Below are 25,912 nucleotides of genomic sequence, written 5' to 3'. Positions count from 1 at the left end.
GCAGCATACATTCTCCCTACGTATTCAGGAATAGAAATAGAATGGGGGCTATCTTAACAATGGGACTGCATGCCATAATTGTTGATGATGAGCGACTCGCTCTAAAGAAAATGGAAAAATTGCTGACGGAACAAACCGGAAGAAATAAAATTGAGCGATTAATGGCTTGCTATAATCCCTATGATGCAATTGAAATTGCACAGCGGGAGCAGCTCCACGTAGCATTTCTAGATATTGAAATGCCGGAGATTAACGGGTTCGAATTAGCCGAACGTCTGCTGCAAATTCATCCAAAGCTACATATTATTTTTGTGACGGCCTATCAAGAATATGCGGTCAAAGCATTCGAGCTTAATGCACTTGATTACCTACTAAAGCCGGTCCACCACAATCGGCTGGCATTGACCTTGCAGCGGCTTACCTCAACGAATCCGCATAATGGAACAACTCCTGCAATCAGTCATGAGCGAACACCCCAGCTGACATTATGCTGTCTGCAAAGCTTGCACTATATCGATGCGAACGGCGCTGCACAACGATTCCCTTGGAAGACGTTGAAAGCTCAAGAGCTATTCGCGTATCTGCTCTATTACCGAGGGAAAACCGTGAATAAGCAGGTACTGATGGATCTGCTGTGGCCGAATTATGATACGGAACGCGCTACGACGCAGCTGCACACGGCCATTTATCAAATTCGAAAAATGATCAAAACCGCAGAACTCGATATAGAAGTCAAATATAAAGACGAAGGATATCGTCTGGCTTGGGGCGCATTGCGACTTGACGTGGAAGAATGGGAGAACTCTGTTCGCGAGGCTCCCTTACTGCAGACAGGTACCTTAGCGCAGCATCTTGCCATCTTGAATGCATACACAGGAGACTTCCTAGAAGAGCACAGATATGGCTGGGCCGAATACGAATGGGAGCGCATACGATCGATCTGGTTGAACCATGCGGAGGCAGTTGCTCAATACTACCTTTCGGATGAAATGTACTCAGAAGCTACTCTGATTTATCGCCAAATTATTGACAAGTTCCCTCATATGGAGCATGGTTACTTCGCGCTAATGAACATTTATGCCTCTCTGAATCACTCAGCCGAAGTACGCAAACTGTACAATCTTCTGACAAGCAAGCTCGCAGAGGAATATGATACGGCTCCTAGCAAGGAAATTACCGACTGGTACTATCAATGGATGATGGAATCAGCGCAAGCTAATGGATCTGTAATCTAGCAGCTGCTCAGCACATACACCGACCAGCGCCTTACCCATCCCGATAATCTATCGGGATTTTTTTGTGTACATTGTGTTTCTTCATCTTAATATAGTCACCATATAATCATCGTACGCCCCTCCACCTTTCTCATTTTCGCACAAAAAAATGTCAAGCAAATCTGTTTAACATACCATTTCGTTGGGTAATTTCACATGTCAGGAAATGTTTTCTGAAACTTTCATTTGGTTTGACAAAACTGAATCTTTTAGTAGACAATGATTCAGTTGCAAAAAAATTTAAAAAATAGGAGATTCTAAGAATGAACAACCTTAGAAAGACATTATACGGTCTCTTAGTAGTCGCTATTATGTTGAATCTTGTTCTGCCTCCCACGCTTGTTCAAGCGTATGATGGGTTGCCGAATGCATTGTTCAATACCGGAGATCGTAATGCCACAAGCGTTACCGACCTCACCTATGGCAAGGATCCGAACAATGGCCAGGATCCCAGCAGCGTGACGAAGGTTACTTACGGGGCAATTACAGACAATATTCTTACTTCCGTCTCTATAACGGATGCGAAGGGGAATAATATTTCATCTATTCGTCCAAATCTGAATGAATATGTGAATATAGACTATACTTGGAAGCTTCCGGCCGGTCATCATTACGGCGCTGGCTCGACCTTTACATTCCGACTTCCAGACAAGTTCCAGTTATCGGCTCCAATTAAGAATCAACCTTTGAATAAAGGTGGAATCGAATACGGCACTTTTGACATTACAGCGGACGGTCAAGTAACCTTCACGTTCAATGAAGAAATTGAGGATGGCCAAGAGCTAATCGGTGATTTCTTCGTATGGAGATATTTCGACGAGAAAAAGTTTGAAGGTGGAACCCAGCAAGAAATATCTTTTGATATTCAAGGGAACTCCAGCTTCGAAATCCCAATTCATTTCAACAAAAATCCAAACAGCAAAGAGATTACGAAGCGTGGCACGGCCAATCGAACGATCAATCCTACCGAAATCGAATGGGTTGTAGACTTCAATACAAGTGAAGACAACATCAATAACGCTATCTTCACCGACATGCTGCCAGACGGCTTGGAAATCGATATGAGTTCGATTACGGTACATAAGCTTGACGTTCAATTGAACGGAACTGTTAAGGAAGCTGAACAAGTAGCTTACCTACCCGCACGCGAAGCCAATGGCTTCAAAATCGAGCTGGGCAATATTCAAAATGCCTATCGAGTGAAATACAAAACGAAAATTACCAAGACAGATGACAAACGCTATACCAATGCTGTTCAGGTCACAGGAGATAATCATAACCCTCTAACGATCTCTTCGAGTGTGGATGTACGATTCAGCAAGCCGCTAGAGAAACAATCGACCGGCTACGATCCTTACACGCAAACGATCAATTGGAAGATTGAATACAATTACAACGAGCGTGAAATCGACCAAGCGAAGGCTTGGATTGCGGATGTTTTTGACACGAAGGTTCAAGAACTCAATGTGAATTCATTCGTAGTGAACGAAATGTCTATTGACGATAACGGAAAAGCAATCGTTGTCAGACAACTGGGCAAAGATGAATATACGGTCGTAAAAACAATCGACGGATTTAAGCTGCAATTCAAAAATAAAGTAACGAAAGCTTATTCCATCGAGTATTCGACCAAATCCATTGACCGAGTTTATGAAAATGGAAAAGTCAACAATAAAGTCACGATGCATGACAACACCTCTAAAGAGGCATCGAGAGACATTTACCCTGTCATCTTCTTCAAGGGCCATGATGATGTTAACTATGCCAACAAAACGATTGGTTGGTACCTCACCCTGAATCAAGACAACAAGGTGATGGAAAATGTCGTCATTGAAGATACATTCAAGACGAAAGGTTTGACCATTGATCAGAAAAGCCTAGAGGATAGCTTGACGGCTGCTGGATTCATCAAAGATAAGGATTATACGCTCAATTATGTAGTAGATCCTACAAATCCCCGCTATCATAGCGGATTCAAGATTACATTTACAACGAAAATTACTTCCAGTCTAGTTATTCGGTATCAGACTACATTCGATCCAGTTCTAAATAACGCCAGCTACACAAATAGTGCGACTCTGAATTGGAAAGAAAATAATATTGCTCAAAAGCCTATCACGAAAGAAGATACCGTTACGCCAGATGGCTACACGAAGAACAACGGGAATAAAACAGGTACGTACGATGCCCGCACGAAGGAAATTACGTGGACTATCGATATCAACTACAACCTTCACCACATCGATAAAGCCGTACTTCGCGACTTCTATACCGGCGAGCAGACATTCGTTGACGGATCTTTGACGGTACACGAGCTGATCTTGTCGGGTGGCGCAAATGGTGTTACAGAAGGCAGAATTACAAACGATTATACATTCGAAAAGAAAACGGAAAATAATAAATCGGGTTTCGAATTAACGTTCAACAACCCAATTGACAAGGCCTATCGAATTTCGTACAAGACAAGCCTTAACAATCAGTCTGTCGTCAAATCCTACAGCAATGGAGCAACATTAGAGGATAAATCGACATCAAACAAAGTATTCGACGGCTCGGCTTCTGTATCACCGCAATACGGCGATGAGTATGTATCCAAGACAGGTGTCCAAGGTAAAGGTGAACAATCGGACATCGCGTTCTGGACCGTCAACATTAATCGCAGCCAATCGCACATCAAGGCCGGTTCGGTTCTGACAGATACGTTGTCTGCCAGCCAAAAGCTTGTGCCAGAATCGATTAAGCTGTACGAAACGACCGTGTCACAGAACGGAACCTTGACTAAGACTTCCACGCCAATGGATTTGGAGCAAGTTGCGGAATTGAAGGTCGATGGCAACAAGCTTACGCTTACCTTCAAGACAGAACTGGATAAAGCTTACGTTTTAGAGTATCAATCCTTTATTGATGCCGATAATGGTGCGAATTTAAGCAACAAGGTATCTTTTGAAGGTCAGTCCTCCGGAACGGTAAACGGCAATGAATCATCTAGCATCAAAGTTGAATTCGCGGGAGCCGGAGGCGGAGCAAGCACCTCCAGCCGCGGAGATTTGAAAATCAAAAAGGTCGATGCTGCTACAGCAGCGCTGCTGGAAGGCGCGAAATTCGGACTGTACGATAAATCGGGAACGATCCTGCTGCAAGAGGCAGAGACGGGCAAGGATGGAATCGCAACTTTTACTGATTTGCGATTTAGACAATACAAGATAAAAGAGCTGGCCCCTCCTCCAGGCTACTTGCTGCCGCAAAAGCCGGAGCAGGTCATTACACTGAGCAAGGATGGCCAGGTCGTTACCATTAAGAACATCAAAATCGTAAGAGATTTTGAGCTCACGAAAGTAGATGCTGAAAATAGATCTAAGCTTCTTAAAGACGCTGTGTTCAAGCTTCAGCGGTTTGATGGGGTCGGATATACAGATGTCAATGGATATACGAACCTTCCTACGAAAAAGAACGGTAAGGTGAAACTGACGGATCTCCCTCCAGGTCAATATAAACTGGTCGAGGTTCAGGCTCCCGTTGGGTATATGCAGGAAGCTAAAGAAATTCCATTTACAATTGATGAAAACCAAACCGTACAAAAAACGGGGACTGTGACAAATAACCGAATCAAAGGCTCTGTTGAACTGACAAAGGTAGATGACGGCAAGCCTGCTTCACCTCTTGCTGGGGCTGAGTTCGAGATTCAAGATGCTAAGACAGGTAAAGTCGTGCGCAGCAAGCTGATTACCGGAACAGACGGTAAGGTGAGCACGGGCAACTTGGATATCGGAAGCTATCAATTTGTCGAGAAGGCTGCACCTAAGGGGTACAAGCTCATTACGACTCCATTGAAATTTGATATTACAGATGAGAGCAAGATTGAACTTACATTTGTAAATGAAAAGCTTCCGGGCTCCTTGAAGCTCTTGAAGATTGAAACAGGTAAAGCGACCAAAGGGTTGAAAGGTGCGCAGTTCCGTATCCTTGATGAGAACCAACAGCCTCTCCTTAATAAGGACGGCAAGCCATTCCCGATTCAAACAACTGATCAAGATGGTCTCATTATCATTCCTGATCTGAAGCCGGGCACTTACTTTGTTGAAGAGACTAAAGCTCCAAATGGCTATCTCATTGATAAAAAGCTGACCGAGTTCACGATTACGAGTGAGAAAGAAACGCTCGTTACTGTCGAGAATACTCGTGAACCTCTTCCGGGCTCCTTGAAGCTCTTGAAGATTGAAACGGGCAAGAAAGATAAAAGTCTTGAAGGCGCTCAGTTCCGTCTCCTTGACGAGAACCAGCAGCCTCTCTTGGATAAGAACGGTAAGCCGTATCCAATTCAGACTACGGATAAGGATGGACTTATTCTGATTCCGAATCTGAAGGTGGGCACTTACTTTGTCGAAGAGACTAAAGCTCCTGATGGCTATCTCATCGACAACAAGCTAACTGAGTTCACAATTACGAGTGAGAAAGAAACGCTCGTTACTGTCGAGAATACTCTTGAACCTCTTCCGGGATCCTTGAAGCTCTTGAAGATTGAAACGGGCAAGAAAGGTAAAGGGCTTGAAGGCGCTCAGTTCCGTCTCCTTGACGAGAACCAGCAGCCTCTTTTGGATAAGAACGGTAAGCCGTACCCAATTCAGACTACGGATAAGGATGGACTTATTCTGATTCCGAATCTGAAGGCGGGCACTTACTTTGTCGAAGAGACTAAAGCTCCTGATGGCTATCTCATTGATAAAAAGCTGACGATGTTCACGATTACGAGTGAGAAAGAAACACTTGTTACTGTCGAGAATACGCTGAAACCAATCGAGCCAATTGCCCCGGTTGATCCAGTTGATCCTATTGATCCTGTTGATCCAGTCGATCCGGTTGACCCAATCAATCCAGTTGATCCGGTTAATCCGGTCGATCCATCACATCCTGGTGACAATTCGAAGGAACCGACCGAAAACGGCAATAAGGAACCGAGCAAACCTATCAATCCGGAAGAACCAAACAAGCCAGAAAAACCTGAAGATGATGGCAGCATTCCTGGCCACATCACAGAAGAAGGATCTAATAAAGAGCCTGAGAAAGAAACGGGCAATGAAACAGGCGACAAGCCAAATAAAGAAACGGATTCAGGCAACGAGACTGGTGACTCTGGTAAAGAGTCCGATAAAACGGATGGCAAAGACTCCGGCGATGGCAAGGATGACACCGCCACTGACAATGGGTCGAACGAGAAGTCCGAAAATAACGGAACATCGGATAAAGTAAAAGATAAGAGCACAAGCGATAACATCACCAACCGTGAACAAAACCGGAAGCAAGATAAATCCGACAAAGTGCTGCCGAAAACAGGCGAAGACAGCCCGCTGCCTATGCAGCTTGCTGGACTGGCACTTGTCATGCTCGGATCCGTATTGTTCGCCATTCGCAAGAGATGGATGAAATCTTAATAGCAGCTATTCCAGACCGACCCCAACTTATGGGGTCGGTTTTTCTATCCCCTTCCACCCAAAAGAGGATTGATATTTCGGGCATGATCGAGTAAAGTAGTAACTGTGCATACTGTGTATCTATCTAATATACAGTATGCACAGTTTCGAACAAAGAGGGTATTTTATGAACATTATTATTAAGAACGTGTCCGACGTTCCCTTATATCGACAGATCAAGGATCAGATCAAGGACGCGATTCTGCGTGGCGATCTGAAGGAAGGCGAACTGCTCCCCTCCATTCGCTCACTTGCGAACGATCTGCATGTCAGCGTACTAACGACCAAGCGCGTATACGCTGAGTTGGAGGAAGAAGGATTTATCATGACGAGGGCTGGGAAGGGCTCGTATGTGGCGCCAGAGAGCCAAGAGCTGCTGGCAGAGTCCAAGCGTCATCTCGTGGAATCGAAGCTCGCGGAGGCATGGCAGCTAGCCCGGACACTAGATATTCCGAAGGAAGAACTACGTGAAATGATGGAACTACTATTTGTAGAGGAGGATGAGCAATGAGCAATCTATTGGAAGTAACGAATGTTAACGTCCAATTTGAACACTTTCGTCTGAACAATATTAGCTTCGCCCTACAAGAAGGCTGTATTACTGGATTTATTGGAACGAACGGTTCAGGGAAGACGACGACCATTAAAGCCATTCTAGGACTCATTCAGAAGAACGCGGGCAGCGTTTCGTTTCTGGGGAAGGAAATGGACAAGCATGAGCGCGATTTGAAAAACCGCATCGGCATCGTATTTGATGAAGGCTATTTCTATGATGATATGACGCTGTCGGAAATGAAGAGCATCATCGCCCCCGCCTATACGAACTGGGATGAAGCCATCTTCCAGCACTATATCCAGCGCTTCAACCTGCAGCTGAATCAGAAGATATCGACCTTATCCAAGGGCATGCGCATGAAATATGCCATTGCACTCGCCATGTCCCATCATGCCGATTTACTCATTATGGATGAGCCCACGAGTGGTCTTGATCCCCTCATCCGGTGTGAACTGATGGAGCTTCTATTGGAGTTCATGAACGAGGAAGGAAAGAGTGTCTTTTTCTCCACACATATTACGTCTGATTTAGAGAAGATCGCAGATACCCTGTTGATGATCGATCATGGGGACATCTTATTTCACGAAGACAAGGATGCATTGCTGGATTCACATGCCCTTGTGAAGGGAGACAAGAAGCTGCTGAATGAGCGCACAGAATCCCTCTTCTTATCTCTACAGGTTACCGCATACGGATTCGAAGGCATTACGCGCAGCATTCCCGAAGTGCGGCAGTTGATGGGCAACGTGCATATGGAGAAGCCGTCCATCGAGTCCATTATGCTGGCTTACATAGGAGGTAATCGACATGCTCATTAATCTGGTCAAAAAAGATCTCATCCTTACGAAAAAGTATTTGCTGGTCATGCTGCTATTCGCCATCGGTGGACCTCTATTTATATCTTATCGGATGCCGCTGAGCGGAAATGGAAACATCAGCTTTCTTATTACCGTACTCTTTATGGAGTTTATTCTATTCAATACCGTGTCTGTGTCGGAGGAAAAGTATAAGGGGGCCTCGCTGCTGTGTGCCACTCCCTATACACGCAATGCGCTAGTCAAGGCTAAGTATCTGCTCGTTCTCACCATCTTTATTGTGAGTCTCGGCCTTTATACAATCACATCCCTTGTCGTTCCACAACTATTAAGCCGCTTGAGTGTCTTGGGCGTAGGGACGGCCTTGCTGCTCGTCAGCCTGTACTTGGGCGTGTTGATTCCGTTGCAGTATAAATATGGTTATGAAAAAACGAAGTTCATATCTATGATGATCATATTCGTGACCCCCTTCATCACTCCAGTGATCATGAAGTGGTACCAGTCTCGGCCTGTTTCCATTTCGATCTCGCTTCCACTTCCACACGAGATTCAGCAGTGGATTCCAGGTATCATTGCGCTTGCCATTGGCATCGTGTCGATGATGATATCGATTCGTATTTATGCAAGCAAGAACTTGTAATTGTCCGTACAAGTCGCAAGCTAAGATAGTAAACAATACATCTTAAGGCGAGGGGTAATCCCCCGCCTTATTTCGTTCATAAGCATGTGAACGTCTACCGCTTTTTATGGAAAAATGGTAATCTACGGACATCTGCCCTTCATCGAGGAGTCACAACAGTTCAATTCCCTTGTTCTTCAATTTCTGCAGCAATCACCTGTATATTCATAAGGGAGGGCTGCCTAAAGGTCAGTAAGGTGACCTAGGGCAACCCTAGAACTCATTTTAGAGTACATCTATCAATATCATAATTTCGTCATAGCAAAGGACACACTCGTCCCCTCATTCACCTTACTGCGAATAACGAGACCCGCTCCATATAGCTGCTTCAATCGTCGGTCTGTATTGAGCAGCCCAATTCCCCGCTTCTCAATCCCATGGAATTCAAGCAGAGTATCAACTCGATGAGCATCCATACCTACACCGTCGTCGCGAATCTCCACATGAACATACCGTTCATCCTGCGTAATCCTGATCCACACTGTTCCCCCACGAGCACGGCTTAGCACCCCGTGCCGAATGGCATTCTCCACAAGCGGCTGGATTGTCAGTGGCGGAATCATCACCCGAATGTGCTGCTCCAGCTCCCAAATGACATTCAGTCTGTCCTCGAAGCGAGCATACTCGATAAATAAGTAGGAACGAACGAGATCAAGCTCATGTTCAATCGGTACCAGCTTCGACGAGTTCAAGAAGTCGAAGCTGATTCTCAAGTAAGAGCTGAATGCCTCAATAAGGTCATTCATCTTGTTCGTGTCGAAATCACTGAGCGCCGTAATTGTGTTCAATGTATTAAATAAGAAGTGAGGCTGAATCTGCGCCTGCAAGTAAGCAGCCTCCATACGCAAGCGTTCATTCACTGCCTGCTTCAACTCCGTCAGCGCCTGTACGCGGGAGCGCAGTTCCATAGCATCAACAGGCTTCGTTACATAATCATTTGCACCCGCCAAAAATCCCGAGTGCACATCCTCCGCGTTGCTTCGCGCAGTTAGGAGCAGAATAGGCAATTCCAGAATCGTAAAGCGTTCGCGAATGAGACGAGTTAACTCGTAACCGGACATATGGGGCATCATGACATCCGTAATGATCAAGTCCCACTTGGCTGTATCCAGCTTGCTTAAGGCCTCTTTGCCGCTCGTTGCTCTCACAACCTCATATCGATCGGTGGACAAGATGTCCCCAAGTATTTTTAAATTCACGCGATCATCATCAACAATCAATATCATTGGCTTATACAGAGCAGAGGCCGTCTGCTGCTGCACCACATGAAGCTCGTCAGAGATCATGCTCACATCTCTTGCAGCCTTAGCAGACACAAGCGCCTCTATCGGGTTCTCCTCCTGCACAAGCAGAATTGTATCCGGTTCGGCCAGGTGCAGGGTGAAGGAAAATACAGATCCCTTTCCAAGTTCCGATTCCACTTCCAGTCTTCCGCCATGCAGCTGCACCATTTGTTCACAAATGCGAAGTCCAAGTCCGATTCCCCCGGCACTTGTATCCGTATCCGCAGTTCCTTGTTCGTAAGCATGGAATGCCCGCTCCTGCAGTTCCTTATTCATGCCAATGCCTGTGTCAGCAACAGAGATACAGGCCCGTCCTTCTCGAACCTCTGCGGAAATCATTATTGAACCCTCATCCGTGAACTTGATTGCATTATGAACAAGATTGGACAAAACTTGAACTAATCGCTTCTCGTCCGCTATAACAGGCGGAAATGTCTCGGGTATCGCCATAACCAGCTGGATTGGCTTGCCCTCCATCATGAAGCGCAGCATGTCCAGCACGCCAGACGCCACCGATTGCACATGAAGCGGAGTGCAATATAAAATGACTTTTCCTTCCCGGAGCTGTGCCAAGTCAAGTAAATCATTAATTGTATGCGACATGCGGCGACTGATCGTAATAAGCAGTTCCATATCTGCCCTGCTCTTCTCATCCATCAGTTCCTTCTCGCGTGTGACAACAGACTGCGCAATATTGATGACACCGTGCAGCGGCGTGCGCAATTCATGCGACGTATTTGCCAAGAATAGATCCTTCTTCTCGTCAGCCTCCCGCAGCTGATCGTTCAATTTTGCATTCTCTTCAGCATTGCGGAAATACATTTTGAACCAATACGCTGAAAATCCGACGATCGAGGCGATGATGTTGATCGGATAGTAAATCATATTTTTCGTTCCGTTATAAATAAAAACGCTCCAGGTGATCCCTGACATAACACTGACAGCCGCAAGCAGCAAAATATAGGCTTCCCTACGGTTTTGATAGACCATCTGCATAATCAGGGATGATAACCAAATAATCGGGAAGAGATAGAGCACGCTGAAAATCCTATAGGTCGTCGTGAAGAAAACAAACGGTGCAGGGGCAACAAGTACAAATACTGTAAACAAGACTAAGAAGCCCGTATACCCGTAGAATAGCTTCCCACGCCGTGTAAATCCAGAAAAGTTCCTTCCCATAATCATCATGAAGCAGGCATGCCACAAATAAGCAAGAATCTTGATTCGAAGCGCCCAGGTATAATTGATTGGAAGCCATAACAGCAGGATCGAATCATTGTCTGCTATGACTAATGTGCCTGTCATTGTCATTAATAACCCGAAAATAATAAAAGTCTTCTCTCGCGGATTAAAGCAATACAAAATGACAGCATATAGGCCATGCAGCATCAAAATGATAAAGGTAACTAATTGAAAACCGATGGAATACCAACGTTGAAATTCAACCGCCGCCTGCGTTCCGAATCTTATAGAGCGAGCGATGCCTCCTTTATAGGGGTTGTCGAAGTTGGAGACTTGTAGCAGAACCTCGATGACGCCTTGATCCTCTGCCTCGACCTCGTAGGAAGTGGTAAAGGATGACTGAACGGGACGATATGACTCCGCATCGGTGGACACTACCCCCGATTTCGCATTGATTTGTCCATTGATTAGAAAGACGTTGGCCGCTTGAATTTCTCTTATCCAAAAATGGTAAGGCTGATTTATCGGCTGATCGACCAATACACGAAGCCGGTACGTCCCATAGCCATATGAATTCCTTTTATGCTGCCGCCAGCCCTCTCTCCAATCTCCAGGAACCTGAACATAGCTGGATTGACCTTGGAACTGACGCAGCTCATCCTCATTCGATATCAATGCATCTGGATAGAACTCCCACTGACCATCCAAATATACGGTATGCTTGTCGTCCAATTCCATTCCGCGCAGATCAGCAACCCCATTGGCCACCTTGACATGCTGAGATGCCTCCAAGGTCATAAGCCACGTTACGTGGATGCCAGCAAGAAGGAGCACGAACAATAACGTGCTCACAATGATTTTTTTCTTGTTCATCATATTATGAGGTTTTCTACAGCAATCTTCTTTTTCCTGCATTTTGGCATCTTTGCCCATTTTTATATTCACTAAAAAAGGCGAGGAGCTCCTCGCCCCTCGCCTCATACAAGTTAACCTACCTGTCATCGTTCTGCCAGTATCTATTATTCTTCTACCTCATGTTACTCTATCTATTCATTCTCTATCTATACACGATCGCCTATCACTCATCTGCTATTCGACACGCAGCGTATACCATTCGATTGCCGAAGGCTTGCTCGTGATCTGACCCGCCATCGGGTTGGCATAGTACCACGTAATCGACTGATCCTGTACAAGCGGCATCATGTTCCCAGGGGATGGAACGCCTCCGAGATATGTCGGCTGCTTAAGCATCGTTCCCTGGCCATCCACGACCGCATACTTCATTCCTTCCCCGAGTCGGCTCGACTCCGTCCATAACAAGACAAACTTATTATCATTGATCTTGCTAATATATGTATCCCTGATGAACACGCCGTCCTCAGACGTATGCTGTGTCAGCCATATCGGCTTGATGATTGATTGATCTTGCGCATTCTTCGGCACGACACTAAGGAATACATTTTTGCCTTTCCCATCTTGTGAACCGGCGGTACTGTTGGCGCCAATGGCAAGATAGCTGGATGCAGATACTTCTAGTCCGCCCAAGTTGGCGCCTGTGTAATTATCACCGATCTTGCCCGGTATATTAATGAGGTCAATTTTTTTCGTAATCTTACCACCCTGCTCCACCTGCAGTACAATAGAGCGCGGATACGCATCGCCATGGTCAGCGTATACGATTCGATCTCCATCCATGCGAACATATGTGGCAAAGGAATGGCTCACATGGTTAGACGGGAACTGACCACTCTTACTAAGCACCTTCATCGCAGCCATATCAATGGTAAAGGTCATATTCGACTGATGCCGCAAACCATCCTTAGCGGTCTTATAGCGAAGACGAGTCGATTGAACTACGAGTTTGCCATTGGCACTGTCCATCGTAACATTCCCAGATCTGAACGGTTCTGATACGTACACATCTGATACATCTACCTGACCAAGCTTGTCCCACGAAGCATTATATTTCACTACGCGATATACTGCCTTTGTGCTGGATTCCTCCATGTTGTCTTGTCCGAATACGAGATAATAATTGCCGTCCTCACCTTGATGGAAGCCTCCGAATTTGGGCAGCTCCATGTTCAGCGTCTTACTTCCCGCTGCGGTATAGTCCTTATTGAATTGCTGAATATGTATCTTCTGCTTGTCCGAGTCCCATTGCAGCAAATTTAGCTGTCCATCCTTTAGGAACAAATAGCGGGCAGCTGGCTCGAACCAATTTCCATAATGATAATCATTGGTTGTACGCAGTTGGGTAACCCCTTCAATAGAGCGGATCGCCATCTCTGGTTGGGCAATGATATGAATTGAACTGCTTAACGCCCGCCACAGAACGGGAACATGCAGCTGCTCTCCTAATTCCCGCAGTTGAAAATAATTGCTGCCCCCGATATTATAAGACGTCAATTGAATTTCTGTGCCATCTACATATACTTTGGAGGAAGTCGGTATCGCCTGTCGTTCAGCTGCCTTGCCTGACTGTGCAGACTTCTTGGCAGGCTCTAGCTCCCCTCCGATTGGGGTATAGGCTTGTCCTGTATGCACACGAATCGCATTACTCGTGGTATCAACGGCTACATCGAAGCTGCTCTTCGTCCCCTTCAATGCCATTGCAACATCTCTCAACTTGAAGTAGTTGCTGCCCCCAATATTGTAGGCATCCATCTGATTCATCGGTTGTCCATTAATGCTCACATTGGCCTGAGTCGGCCGTGCCATTACGGATTTGTCTGCAGCCTGAACGGAAACAGCCATTCCTAGCATCATCATGATGCTGAACAGAATACTTACTTTTGTTTTCATGAAATTGATGTCCCCCATTTTTCTATCCAGCTTCGCTCATGGCTTGCATCATTCATCACACACCATGGTCATCCATCCATATTCGTCCATAATCTCTACCATTCTATAGCAACAATCTAAATTACACAACGAACCTAACGGCGAATGACGGCAGTAGAGCACTTCATTTTAGCGGAACTTCAAGACTTCAATACCGCCGCCTTCCTTCGAAACTAAGTCTCCCTGCTAGGATCTCTGTATGTCTTCGCACCAATTCTAGCATGAACACCCCATCCACGATGCTCGGAGATAGCCACAATTCGATTGTCGCGACCATATTGAAGTTGCTGTAGGGCATCGAAATCCGGATGAATGACCTCATTGGATAAATAAGCCGAGGTCTTGCTTCCAGGCTTCCTCGCTCCATTCAAGGCTGTGATCATACCCTGTGAAGAGGTAATACCAATTCCATGCCCGTAATAGAGATCGTTGCCTAGCTTCACGACATTTTCTCCTTGCCACTCCGGCGTACGTGGATTGAAGTCTGGATTTCTAAAATAAAGAATATCCCCTAAAAATGTCTCAGCGAGGTTCGAGTTCGACACCAATCGAAGATTTCGGTCATAATTCCAATCCCATAGAAGCAAATCCTGAAAGTAACGGTCAAAAACGGCTTCACCCAGCGTATCTATAATTGCCTTGTACAGAACAATAATAATAGCTGTCGCACATTCAAATGCATACTGTCCCCCATTATGAAAAATATCGTTTATGGCAGCAGAAGGCGAGACACCTCTTCTTAATTGAAATCCCCCTCTGTCCGTACGTATCCAATACCTCTCGTTGCATCTGGAATCGTCGAATCCAGCAAAGTCCACCCCACTATCGTGCAGTGTCTTCGCAGCATTCACGATATTGGAGCGCATTCTCAATTCTAATTTCAAGTCATCAGGGGAATTATATCGATAAACGACAGGACTCCTCTGCTTAGCCGCAATTACATTCCTCTCCAACTCCGATAATCCCAATGTATTGAGCTGCCCTGTGCTAACACCTGCAATCTCGATCATCCTTACTCTCCTCCTAAGATCCTCTGATTACCGAAAGCTTTGTGGGAATCGGAATACATGAAGCGGATCGTACTCCTGATTAATTAGGTGTAACCTACAGTACTCTATGCGCCCCCATCTACTCGGGTTCATGTCAGAAGATGGGATCTACATCCGATAAGCGTGAAATCTTCATAAAATTACAGGGCTTAAGACTTATACTACAATATGGAAATCAGGGAAGAAATCCGCTACAATAGTGGTTATCATCAGTACCTGCAAGTTAACCTCTACCTTCAGTCTTTCTTCTTCCCTTGTTTGTTTCATCCACACGGCATTCAAATTCCTTATTGTGAAGATCGGATAAAAGAATCGGATAGGTGCTCTCGACTGCCTGATGCACGGAATATGGACGTATGAGATACCGCCGTTAATACATAGATGGCTTACAACCTGTGTCTAAAAGGAGGGATCTTAGCTAACCAGCTTGGCTCTACGCATGATTAGAAGACGGAATGTTCTGATAATGAAGGAGGAGTATTGATGAATGTTGGAATACAGCCTGGGAGTGGGCTATATTTGCATGTTAAATGGTTCGCAGCCGATCACGAGTGGACACCTCAAGCAATGAGCAAGGTGCTCACCCCTACCTTTCTGTTCTGGTTTAGCTTCACGATTGTTGTATTGTTGCTTGTTTCGAGGTATAACGCAGCTTTGGAGCGCATCCCTATCGTTGTGAAGGTACATTCGTTTCTCAATAAGTTAAAACGCTTTCACCTACTGATTATGCGAGTAGGTGTTGGCATTGCATTACTGATGCAGATAAGCACCGGTTCCTACCTGGCCCCCACATTGCGAATCGAGACATGGTGGGTCTATGCACTTCTTATTACTAGCTTGCTTGGTCTGCTTCATCGCAAGACCTTGTTTATAAGCGGTATAGCGTTAGGCGTCTTATATGTGAAGGCACTCGCTAATTATGGAATGTTCCACATGCTCGACTATATGTTCTACCTCGGCATCATTTATTATTTGCTTGTCTCGAACACGAGATGGAGCCGTTCTGGCATCCCTGTCCTCTATATATGGACCGGCTTGTCTCTTGCTTGGCTTGCGATGGAGAAGCTGACCCTCGCCAAGCTGGCGTGCTCCCTGATGCACGAATACGGAATTCCGTCACTAGGCTTTACCGTTGAAGACTTCGTACTGATTAGCGCCTTTATTGAGCTTGGCCTTGCGTGGGCATTTATCGTCGGTATTATGAATCGATTCACAGCTCTGCTATTAACCGGATTATTCCTCGTCACAACCACTGTATTCGGATTTACCGAAATCATCGGCCATATGATTATGCATACGATACTGCTCATCTTCCTTATTGTTGGCCGGGACGGCTATACGACATTTCTGCTCTCCAGACGCGCTCCCAAACTACGCAGCTTCTTCGTGGTGCTGCACTTCACCATTATGATCTTCAGTATGATGACCGTGTACATATGGATGGGGCAGCCTAGCAGCGGATTTACTGTACCTGATCCTGCGACGCAAGCAGCACAAGTGAGTAAAATACCGGCATTTTGCCCAATCAAGTGACGCAGCTAGTAGCATTTTTACCAGTAACCTCGTATTTCGTGTCGGCCAAAAATTTAAGCGTTATAACTTATTGACCATTGGTACCTCGACGTAGGTGGCTGTTTTTCTCTCAACAGAAATGAAAAAAGACACCATTCGGGTGTCTTTTTTCATGATTCATATCGTATTGCGGCTCGACTATCCTTCCAGATCCACGTTGTGGTAGACTTGCTGCACATCATCAAGGTCTTCGAGCGCATCAATCAGCTTCTCGAACTGTGCCTTCTGATCGTCGTCCAAGACTACTTCGGTCTGGGGCAGCATCGTAATTTCAGCTACGCTGAATTCCGTAATGCCCTCATTCTTCAGCGCTTGCTGAACAACATGGAATTGATCCGGCTCCGCGTAGATGATTACCGCTTCGTCCTCTTCCAAGATGTCGCGTGCGTCTACATCGGCGTTCATCAAGATTTCCAGAACATCGTCTGCACTCTTGCCTTCCAGACCGATAACGGCCGTCGGACTGAACATATACGTTACAGAGCCGCTTACGCCGAGACTTCCGCCATTTTTGTTAAATGTGGAACGAACCTCCGAAGCAGTGCGATTCACGTTATTGGTCAAAGCGTCTACGATCACCATGGAACCGCTTGGACCAAAGCCCTCATAACGAAGCTCATCATAGTTCTCATCGGAGCCGCCCTTTGCTTTCTCGATCGCGCGATCAATGATCGCCTTTGGTACATTGTATGTTTTGGCACGTTCAACCACGAATCGCAATGATTGGTTCAGCTCGGGATCAGGCTCGCCTTGCTTCGCTGCAACGTAGATCTCTCTGCCGAAACGCGCATATATACGACTCGTATTCGTGTCCTTAGATGCTTTTTTTTCCTTAATATTATTCCATTTACGCCCCATACTGTATCTCGCTCTCTTTCCGCATAAAGTATGCATACTCCATATAATTATATCTTTTCGAGAGAGCTTGGGCAAATATGAAAACTTTTGAATTTCAATTCTTAGCTAGTTATATTGGCGATTTTTCCGGTAAAATTCAGACATTTCTAGCAAGTAGGGTATCCGTTCACACTGTTAATTCGTACAAAGGTGTAAAAAACAGAAAGCTGTGTTAAAATACTGTAATTGCACCCGCTATTTTGTTAGGGAGGTTTAGTGAATCACCATGCTCATTATCGGTATCACCGGAGGCACCGGATCCGGCAAAACAACGGTTGCCAAGTCCGTCATTGACCGTCTTGGATCAGATAAAGTTACCTTCATTTCCCAAGACAACTATTACAAAGATCATTCTCACCTCAGCATGGCTGAACGCGAAGTGATTAACTTCGACCACCCGCTCGTATTCGACAACGAGCTGCTGCTTGAGCATGTGAACCTGCTCAAGCAAGGCAAAACTGCTTATGCACCGGTATACGACTTTACCGTTCATGCCCGTTCCACGGATGAGACGGTAGAGCTGAAGCCGAATAATATCATCATCATCGAAGGGCTTCATGTGCTGTTCGATGAAAATTTACGTCAATTGCTCGACATTAAAGTATTTGTGGACACCGATCCAGATGTACGGATTCTACGCCGTGTACTTCGCGACATTGAAGAGCGCGGTCGGACGATTCATTCGGTCTACAACCAATATCTGACTTCGGTCAAGCCGATGCACGATGCATTTATCGAGCCTTCTAAGAAGTACGCTGACCTGATTATTCCAGAAGGCGGTCAGAACGAGGTAGGCATTCATATGCTGTCCGTGCTGACAGAGAAATACTTGACGAGCGAATGGAATTAACGTGAAGAAGCCGCTCGAATGGCAGAGATGCATCTGCCATTCGAGCGGCTTATTTTCTTATGAGCCAAGTGGCTTTTGCTAAATGGTATACAGTCAGTGAGGAGATACTCGCCCTCTCTGTCTGTTATGGTTTTACATTGTAGGTTCGAAGCTTTCCAGCGTCTTCATGCCATCGGCTCCAAAAATATTGTATACTCCAAATTCATAGAAGGAGTAGCCATAGTCCGTGTTTCTTTGAATTCCTTCGAACTTCACATATCTTGCTTCTGTCGGCGTGAAGTGAATCGTGTCCCGCCCATCTTGAGCCGTAATGATTCCATCGTTCTTCGTCGTGACATTTATCCATTCTTTCTTATCGTTAGACACGAGGATTCTGTATGTTTTGGCGCGAGCGTATTCCCAATCAATGCGGATCGTATCGAACTCCTTCACCTCACCAAGATCAACCGTGAACCATGAATTATCTACATAATTGCTTGCCCATCTCGTAGCAGGCGATCCGTCCACTGCTTTTTGCGGCATGTAATTCGGGCTATTGCTCTCTACCGAGGAAGCTTCAACCGCCTTATTTTCCGCCAAGTTGCCAAGAAGGTAGTAAGCATTATCCTTCAGCGTGTTGTAAGCACCATCTGCAATGTGGCCTTTGATCTTCTGGAACTCCAGCATCGCATTGAACATCTTGATAAACTTATTGAACTTTTCATCATTACCTTCGAATCTCTTCGCATTATCCAAATGAGCCTGCAAGGAGCGAGCCGCCCCCGGATTTTTGAACTGGTTCTCTTGCTCGAATTGATCAACTAATGTTTTGATGAGATCCACATTTGTTCCTGCATCAATGATATAAGTTGTCTTCTTTGATTTGCCTGCAGTCACCGTAACCGTAAGTTCATGCTTGCCAAGCTTGCCCGCAAAGTTGATTGGCGTACCTGCTGTGTACGGCTTGCCGTCGAATGTCGCAGTAACTTTAGTAATGCCGCTTCCGTCGTCATCCTTGAGCTGCCATGTAAATTGCACCGTCTCTGTGGCCGGCACTGTTGTATGGCTCTCCAGCAGTTTTCCGTTCATTTGTACGTCAGCATCGGAAGGAACGCCGCTATTCACGCTGTATGTGCCCTTCACGAATTGGTACAGCCAATCATACAAGATTCGATTGGATGGATCCTTACTTACAGCCGTATTATATACGGCGTCATTGCCCTGATAGTAAGCATTATATCCGTTTTGCATAAACCCAGTTTCTGCACCATTGTTCAAGTACTCGATATACTTCTCACGGAAATGGTTATCCGTCAGCATCCGGTCATCAAACTCCAACTCCATGCCCATGCCGTGCTGTTTCGCTAAGTACGCTGCGTCCGGCAGGCGCTCAGGGTCGATGTCATCCTCGAAGAAGTAATTTGGCTGGTAAGCCACATTATCGATGCCAACATCCTTCCACAGGAATGACTTGTATCCTGAGAAGAACGGAACCCAGAACAGCCTCATGCCCATGTCATGTACCTTGGCACTTGTTGCACGAAGCAGATCTGGTCCCTTGCTGTGTGTGCTGATCTGCTCATCTAACCAGTACATGCCGACAAGCTCCAAATTGGAGTAGTTGGCAGCTGCCCACTTCTGCTTCACTTGATCCAGCCACCAGTGAACAGCCTTCACCCGGTTAGCAAGTGCCTGTTCCACACCGATCGAGTCGCTGAAGCTCAAGTTGCCATCGCCAATATCACCGAAGTCAGCGATGCCTTCTGCTGGATATGGGATCATATACACGACTTTCGTTTTACGGTTAGGATCGTTCAGCTTCGCCCCGACTTCTTTGGTCGCTTCATTTAATTGATACATATCGCCTTGCGTTGCAAATGTCTTTTCCAAGTACCATTTCCAGTCGTCCAGCTTGCTGTTCAGTCCCAAATTACGGCCCATTGGCGTATCTAAACCAAGATAGAGAACTCCATCGAACAGCCAATCCTTCGGATTGCCTGCCTCATCTACGTAGCTAATATTCGGAATGATGCGCTCCTTCGACCAATCACCCTTGCCATTCGCATAGTGCCCGTTGTACAGCAGCCCAAGATCGCTAATTCCGGCAGTCGCTTCTCCTGGTGCTTGGAAGGCTGGTATCTGCGTAGGAACAGTATCTGCACCTTGCACCTTGCCGTCTTCGCCTAGAATTTCAATTTCATCGACTAACGTCATCGCCCTGTTATGCATCATGAAGCTTACCTTCACATAACGTGCATAAGCGATGCCACCGTACGCCAATCCTTCTTTGTTCGGATCCTTGATTCCCTCTTTGTTGCCCTTCCATTCAAACGTCTCTTCATGCTGTCCGTCTATCCATAACGTTTGGAGTGCATTATGAGATAACAAACCCCAATTTTCCTTATCGTCCGATACATAAATGGACACGGTTAACGGCAGAAGGACATTGTTGTTCGGCCAATCCTGCAAGAAATGAGCCTTAACGGATGAGATTGATTTGTTCTCGCCGAGATCAAATACCACTTCACGCGTTCTCTTCTTCAAATGTCCAACCCATGCCGGGTCTGACTTCGTGACCTTGCCGTACTTGCCATCTGTCAGCTTATAGCCATCATCAGCAAACTCCGGTTCTGGTGCTTGCGACCATTCATAAGGGAGACCTAGAGCCAGATTGCGCTCCCCTTGCTGAGATTCAGCAGCTTGCTGCGCCGTATATTGCTCACTCGCTGGCAACGACGTATTCGCCTCCTCCGCCTGTACTAATGGAACCATCATTGAGAGGGCTAACACCGTAGACATTACGATGGATAACCATTTCTTTTTCATTAATTGAACTCCCTTTCTATATGTAAGATTAAGAATGTCATCAAATTCGGTAAGCATGTAATTTGATTGAATATTATTGCGGTTTCATATCCCCCTCCCTTTTCAACTGATAAAACCCACGTATATGATAGCGCTTACTTTTAAAATAAGAGACTTTCTGTCCTATTCAAATAGATTAATCATTACTTTTGTATACTTTTGTTTACCTACTCTATCAAGACATCATTTTATTTGATTTTGCCAGGATCCACCCCGTAAATATAGCACACCCAATTGACTGCGATTCCTAACGGAGAGATCGCCTTGATGTGCTCTTACTATCCGCTGTGCTATCGTCAATCCGAGCCCTGTCCCTCCATATCCCAGATTTCGGGAGACCTATCGCTTCGATAGAACGGCTCAAAAATACGGGGGATATAAAACTGCCCGGCAGAAGAGATTCGAAGCCATCGCATATGGATGATCTGCAACTATGGGTAACCCTTGTCGCCGCAACCGCACGGCTCATTACTGCCTTATGCATCCTTATTTATCTTACAGGAATCGTGATATGCCATTCCAAGGCATCGAGCCCATTCTGAGACAGATACTTGAGGTCAATATTTGGATCGGATTAGTCATCAACATCATCATTGTAGAGTGGATGATAATTCATCGAGTCCCGAAGCGATCAGATCCAAGTAAGGACAAATGAAATTAATACCTTCCTATGCAAAAAGGAGCTTCGTCCATTTGGAAGAGCTCCTTTTAAATGTATAAAGACTCTGATCTACCTAAATCGTAATAGGTCTACTGTTCTTGCTCCGACTTCCTCGAGAAGCAAGAAGCATACAATTTCAGTTCCTCTTTATTTGTAGCTACGTGACCCTCTAACTTCATTCCGATTTTCTCTAGCAGATGACCGGATCGTTCGTTGTCTATCGTGGTGATTGCTACTATGCGTTCTAAACCAAGCGTCGATCGCCCGTATTCCAATGTTGCGGCAGCCGCTTCGTAGGCGTATCCCCGCCCACGGAACTCAGGGAGGAAGGCAAAGCCGATGTCCACATCTGTCAGGGAGTCCCTCTTGATAAGTCCGCACAATCCGATAGGAGTCGAATCTTCCTTCAATTCCGTCAAAAACAAGCCAAAACCTAGCCGCTTGTAGTTCTCTATGGGGCCATTCACAATATAGTCACGCGCACCCTCAACCGTTCGAATTCCTTTATCGCCGATATAGCGGTGCCATGCTTCATCATTCAAGAGCCTTAACATGAATTCCGCATCATCATCTGTTAACTTACGGTGAATTAATCGATTCGTCTCAAGAACTGCCAAAGCATTTGATCTCCTTTTTTCATAATAGAAGACATATTAACTAATATATATTACCATGCATTCGAATATGTCCATCACAGGCTATGATATTAGTCGTGTGCGCTTTTTATACAAACCCGTACCAAGGGATACTTCTTCAAATGCAGGCTCAAACGATTTGGGAAACGATGCGTAATGGGTGCGGGGAGGGAAGTTCGGCAATTTGCTATTGATGCCTTTTGCACAGCAGAAATTCCGAATTCGGAGGTAAATAAGAACGGTTAATTGAGCCGATAAAAATACACGCCATTTATCAGGCAATTAGTCCTACGATATAATTGCTGCAGGGAACTTGCGATTTACCGAGGTCGCCTCATGCTTGGACATTGAATTCCCTCCTCCTTTAGCAAGTTAGGAATACATCAATCAATTCCATTATTATACAAGGGTTTGATTATCCAAGCATTCGGACATTTTAGTAGGAAAAAATTATCCTTTCAACTCCACCATCAGAAGCGACTTTACGCAATCGGCTTTCTTATTTGGAGATGAAAGGAATGGCTCTCTTTTAGTTTTTATTTAGGAAAGGTCCTTTTTCGCCACAAAAGCATAATAATGTGTGTTTTTCCATGGATTTAATCTTTCTGGATAAATGTCTATCATTGTAGTTTCAAATCCGGATTGCTGCAACAATGATTCATCTTTACTTGTATGTCTGTACAAAACATGATACCAATCGTCAATTTGTTCAGAATAATGATCAATAATAACATCTTCCTCCACGCCGCAAGCATGCTTTACAAGCATTACCCCATTATCCTTCAGCATATGAAAGCAGTTATTATAAATTGATTTTACTTCCTCATCATTAAAATAAGTAATAACGCCAAATAGTAATATAGCATCATACTTTTTATTATCGATGAATTCCGTTAAATCGGATTCAACAGTTTCAATTTTAGGGGAGTTGGCACAAAACTCTAAAAATAACCGTTGTTTATCAACAGCCTTGATATAAGAGACTTTAGACTCTAAAATATTTGTTGTTCTACCGGGACCGCAGCCTAAATCCAATACAACAGATGACGAATCGATATAGTTATCGATTAAGCCCATATCGAACAGGATGGTATCGTCTTCCTTATAATGCGTAGCTAAATTCGGATCTGATATTTTAGCTCGTCTAGTAAAGAAATTATCTATTTTATTTTTATCCAACATGACTTGTACCCCCGATTTCTTCCGCAAAAAGAGTTAATGATTCTCTAAATAACAAGAGCTGCCTCTTCCACCGTAAATTACTTTATGCATGAACTTTGCGAGTAACCAAATTATTTCTAACCCACATTATCGCAGCATCATAATCCGAAGGTGTATCAATTTCTTGACAGCGGATAGGCACAGCGTTTAATGGAAGAAATTTCTCCAAAACTTCATATACATGTCGGGTGCCCGATTTTAATTTAGTTGCATCTACTTGCACAAGTCCGGACCATTCGTAATTTCCGTTGTCTCTTGAAAATTTGGTTACCGACTCTTTTAATCCACTATGCTCAATATTTACTAAGACGGGATCTTCCGTCGTAGGTTCACAATATCCTATACCTTCTTCATTAGAATCTAAGAATGATTGGAAGTCATCCGGATGTATTAATAAATCGCCATCCAAAGAAATAATCATCCCCTTCGCATGGCGAGATCCTAAAGATAAACTGGCGGCAGTCCCAGTTGTCAAATAATTATGGTTAAAAACAAAAGTCACGTTTTTTCTTATTTTTAATACCTGCTCTATTACTTGCTCGGCTTGATAACCTACCACTACACGGACATCTTCGACCTTCTCCAGCATCTGTAATTGCCATGCAATAAGAGGTTTGCCTTCAAGCTCAATTAGTGCCTTAGTTATCCCTAACCCCAACCGCGACCCTACTCCTGCACAATTTATGACAACTGTCTTAGAAAACGACATAATTGTTCCTCCTCATACACAGCATGACTAGCACAAGCAAGGACTGAGTTGGCAGGTGAATGAACGCCTCCGTAAGCTAGGCCGATTGTTGCTTCCTTTATCATTTCCGCATCGTTGTTTCCTTCCCCGATAGCTACGATCTTGCCGACGAAATCCTTTGCTACTTTTCCTTTTTCGAGGACGGCTGTTACTTTCGTAATGTAACCATCTTCAACCTCAGCCCGGGATGTGTAGCTCTTAACTCCAATACGTTCACATAGAGACCCCACCCAAACATCTAAATTGCCAGTCACTACATAACTATTATCTCGATTATCTTCGATAAATTGAACGATTTTTTCATTTAGGGGTACGCTCGACACAATGTCCTGAACTGTTTTTACCGGTATTTCCTTCAGTAATTCAACTCTTTTCAAAAAGCTTTCATGGAAGGGAATGACGCCTTTAATGGTATCTTCCGTCAGCTTTCTTATTTCCTCGTATAGTCCTACCTCTTTAGCGATAATCGGAAGTATCTCTTTTTTCGTAATCGTACCATCTAAATCGAATAAAAAGCTCCAGCTCGTACTCATCTTTGTCCTCCACCCATTGAAGTCAGTCAAGCATCTTTAGTTCTTTGCAGAACGAAAATCCATTGCTTCGTTTCTTTTTGTGCTTTAATGTCTTCATAAAAGAATTCTTCACTTACCTTCAATGTAAATCGATTACTATAAAAAACTTTAAAAATATCGTGATACTCTTTTTCCGTTCGGTAAATTGCGCTATATTCGCTCTCTAGATTTTCAGAATAAAATTTATTTAGCGTTAATCTTTCTGCTAAAGCGACGGGCTCAGATAGATAAATGATGCACTCTTCATCGAATTTATCAATTAATTTTCTAAGTACAGGCTTTACGTCTTCATCATTTATGTACATGAGGACTCCGCCCGATATAACGAACCGATTAAATTGCTTATGGGTTGGAATGTCTACCTCTTCATTGGCGATCCCTTGAATCGACGAATGAAGGAATCGCGTACTTTCTTTCTTCTGTATATCTTCGCGCGACTGTATAATATCGATAAATTCCTTTACATAATCTACGCCCACATAAGTATCCGCAACAGGAGTGATATATTTCGATATGCGCCCCGTACCGCACCCGACTTCAAGCACAACACTGTTACGATCCAAATTTAGTAATGGCAATCTGTGCTCTACTTCAAAGCTGGTCCATGCTTCGATCTTGCTTGTATCTTTATCCCCGCACAACACGACCGGCGCATCTATATCGATAGAGATTTTATCCGCTGCTCTTTTTTTGTAAAAATTCATCATGCTATCATAATCAATATGGACATTTTCAGCATATATCCTTTTCAATAGCCTTCAT

18 protein-coding genes are annotated in these 25,912 nt (G+C 44.8%); 7 read left to right on the top strand and 11 right to left on the bottom strand.

All coding sequences use genetic code 11. The features are described 5' to 3' along the window. Positions 1–41: 41 nt before the first annotated feature. The 5 genes from BLS15_RS12415 (at position 42) to BLS15_RS12395 (ending at position 8,753) form a co-directional block, all read left to right on the top strand. Entirely contained in the window at positions 42–1,235 is a 1,194-nt protein-coding gene (locus BLS15_RS12415; protein ID WP_254777334.1) for a response regulator, read from the top strand. A gap of 302 nt (positions 1,236–1,537) precedes the next feature. Beyond that, positions 1,538–6,703, top strand: a complete 5,166-nt coding sequence (locus tag BLS15_RS12410) for a SpaA isopeptide-forming pilin-related protein (protein ID WP_090511765.1) — start codon at positions 1,538–1,540, stop codon at positions 6,701–6,703. Positions 6,704–6,869: 166 nt separating this feature from the next. Beyond that, positions 6,870–7,253 (top strand): GntR family transcriptional regulator, encoded by a 384-nt coding sequence (locus BLS15_RS12405; RefSeq protein WP_021252774.1) that lies wholly within the window; start codon positions 6,870–6,872, stop codon positions 7,251–7,253. Beyond that, positions 7,250–8,116, top strand: a complete 867-nt coding sequence (locus BLS15_RS12400) for an ABC transporter ATP-binding protein (RefSeq protein ID WP_028533484.1) — start codon at positions 7,250–7,252, stop codon at positions 8,114–8,116. Before BLS15_RS12405 ends, BLS15_RS12400 begins: the two co-directional genes overlap by 4 nt. Beyond that, a complete protein-coding gene (locus BLS15_RS12395; protein ID WP_021252776.1) occupies positions 8,106–8,753 on the top strand; it encodes an ABC-2 transporter permease in 648 nt (215 codons plus the stop codon). Before BLS15_RS12400 ends, BLS15_RS12395 begins: the two co-directional genes overlap by 11 nt. A 284-nt stretch (positions 8,754–9,037) precedes the next feature. Here BLS15_RS12395 and BLS15_RS12390 read toward each other — a convergent pair whose 3' ends face one another. The 4 genes from BLS15_RS12390 to BLS15_RS29955 all read right to left on the bottom strand — a co-directional run bounded on the left by BLS15_RS12390 (position 9,038) and on the right by BLS15_RS29955 (position 15,243). Further along, on the bottom strand, positions 9,038–12,133 hold the full coding sequence (locus tag BLS15_RS12390; protein WP_254777333.1) for a hybrid sensor histidine kinase/response regulator: 3,096 nt from the start codon (positions 12,131–12,133) through the stop codon (positions 9,038–9,040). 213 nt (positions 12,134–12,346) lie between these two features. Next, complete coding sequence (locus tag BLS15_RS28970) at positions 12,347–14,062, bottom strand: hypothetical protein (RefSeq protein ID WP_021252778.1); 1,716 nt, start codon at positions 14,060–14,062, stop codon at positions 12,347–12,349. 212 nt (positions 14,063–14,274) lie between these two features. Beyond that, entirely contained in the window at positions 14,275–15,111 is an 837-nt protein-coding gene (locus BLS15_RS12380; protein WP_028533482.1) for a protein-glutamine gamma-glutamyltransferase, read from the bottom strand. 27 nt (positions 15,112–15,138) lie between these two features. Further along, positions 15,139–15,243: a BBE domain-containing protein gene (locus BLS15_RS29955; RefSeq protein ID WP_081676786.1), complete on the bottom strand. Its 105-nt coding sequence runs from the start codon at positions 15,241–15,243 to the stop codon at positions 15,139–15,141. Between the two features lie 390 nt (positions 15,244–15,633). Between BLS15_RS29955 and BLS15_RS12370 the strand changes: the two genes are divergently transcribed. Further along, complete coding sequence (locus BLS15_RS12370) at positions 15,634–16,683, top strand: hypothetical protein (RefSeq protein WP_021252780.1); 1,050 nt, start codon at positions 15,634–15,636, stop codon at positions 16,681–16,683. 177 nt (positions 16,684–16,860) lie between these two features. Here the strand turns inward: BLS15_RS12370 and BLS15_RS12365 are convergent, their stop codons facing one another. Beyond that, positions 16,861–17,580 (bottom strand): YebC/PmpR family DNA-binding transcriptional regulator, encoded by a 720-nt coding sequence (locus BLS15_RS12365; protein ID WP_021252781.1) that lies wholly within the window; start codon positions 17,578–17,580, stop codon positions 16,861–16,863. A gap of 265 nt (positions 17,581–17,845) precedes the next feature. Between BLS15_RS12365 and udk the strand changes: the two genes are divergently transcribed. Further along, on the top strand, positions 17,846–18,469 hold the full coding sequence (udk, locus tag BLS15_RS12360) for a uridine kinase (RefSeq protein ID WP_021252782.1): 624 nt from the start codon (positions 17,846–17,848) through the stop codon (positions 18,467–18,469). A 132-nt stretch (positions 18,470–18,601) separates the two neighbouring features. On the opposite strand, the gene BLS15_RS12355 is transcribed toward udk, so the two are convergent. From BLS15_RS12355 to BLS15_RS12330, 6 genes are all read right to left on the bottom strand, one after another. Next, positions 18,602–21,274 carry a DUF4855 domain-containing protein gene (locus tag BLS15_RS12355; protein ID WP_139170659.1) on the bottom strand — a complete coding sequence of 891 codons (2,673 nt, stop codon included), beginning with the start codon at positions 21,272–21,274 and terminating at the stop codon, positions 18,602–18,604. A gap of 789 nt (positions 21,275–22,063) precedes the next feature. Next, positions 22,064–22,591 (bottom strand): GNAT family N-acetyltransferase, encoded by a 528-nt coding sequence (locus tag BLS15_RS12350; RefSeq protein WP_028533481.1) that lies wholly within the window; start codon positions 22,589–22,591, stop codon positions 22,064–22,066. A gap of 558 nt (positions 22,592–23,149) precedes the next feature. After that, positions 23,150–23,791: a class I SAM-dependent methyltransferase gene (locus BLS15_RS12345; RefSeq protein WP_090511762.1), complete on the bottom strand. Its 642-nt coding sequence runs from the start codon at positions 23,789–23,791 to the stop codon at positions 23,150–23,152. A gap of 82 nt (positions 23,792–23,873) precedes the next feature. Further along, positions 23,874–24,539, bottom strand: a complete 666-nt coding sequence (locus BLS15_RS12340) for an NTP transferase domain-containing protein (RefSeq protein WP_090511758.1) — start codon at positions 24,537–24,539, stop codon at positions 23,874–23,876. Further along, the gene (locus BLS15_RS12335; RefSeq protein ID WP_028533479.1) at positions 24,512–25,111 is read right to left on the bottom strand and encodes an HAD-IB family phosphatase; all 600 of its coding nucleotides are present in this window, start codon (positions 25,109–25,111) and stop codon (positions 24,512–24,514) included. Before BLS15_RS12335 ends, BLS15_RS12340 begins: the two co-directional genes overlap by 28 nt. Positions 25,112–25,137: 26 nt before the next feature. After that, positions 25,138–25,902 carry a class I SAM-dependent methyltransferase gene (locus tag BLS15_RS12330; RefSeq protein ID WP_090511754.1) on the bottom strand — a complete coding sequence of 255 codons (765 nt, stop codon included), beginning with the start codon at positions 25,900–25,902 and terminating at the stop codon, positions 25,138–25,140. Positions 25,903–25,912: the final 10 nt, after the last annotated feature.

The organism is Paenibacillus sp. cl6col, assembly GCF_900102125.1.
GTDB classification, from domain to species: Bacteria; Bacillota; Bacilli; order Paenibacillales; family Paenibacillaceae; genus Paenibacillus_B; species Paenibacillus_B suaedae.
The sequence above is the reverse complement of the archived record's forward strand: the minus strand, read 5'-3'. Positions and strand labels throughout refer to the sequence as shown.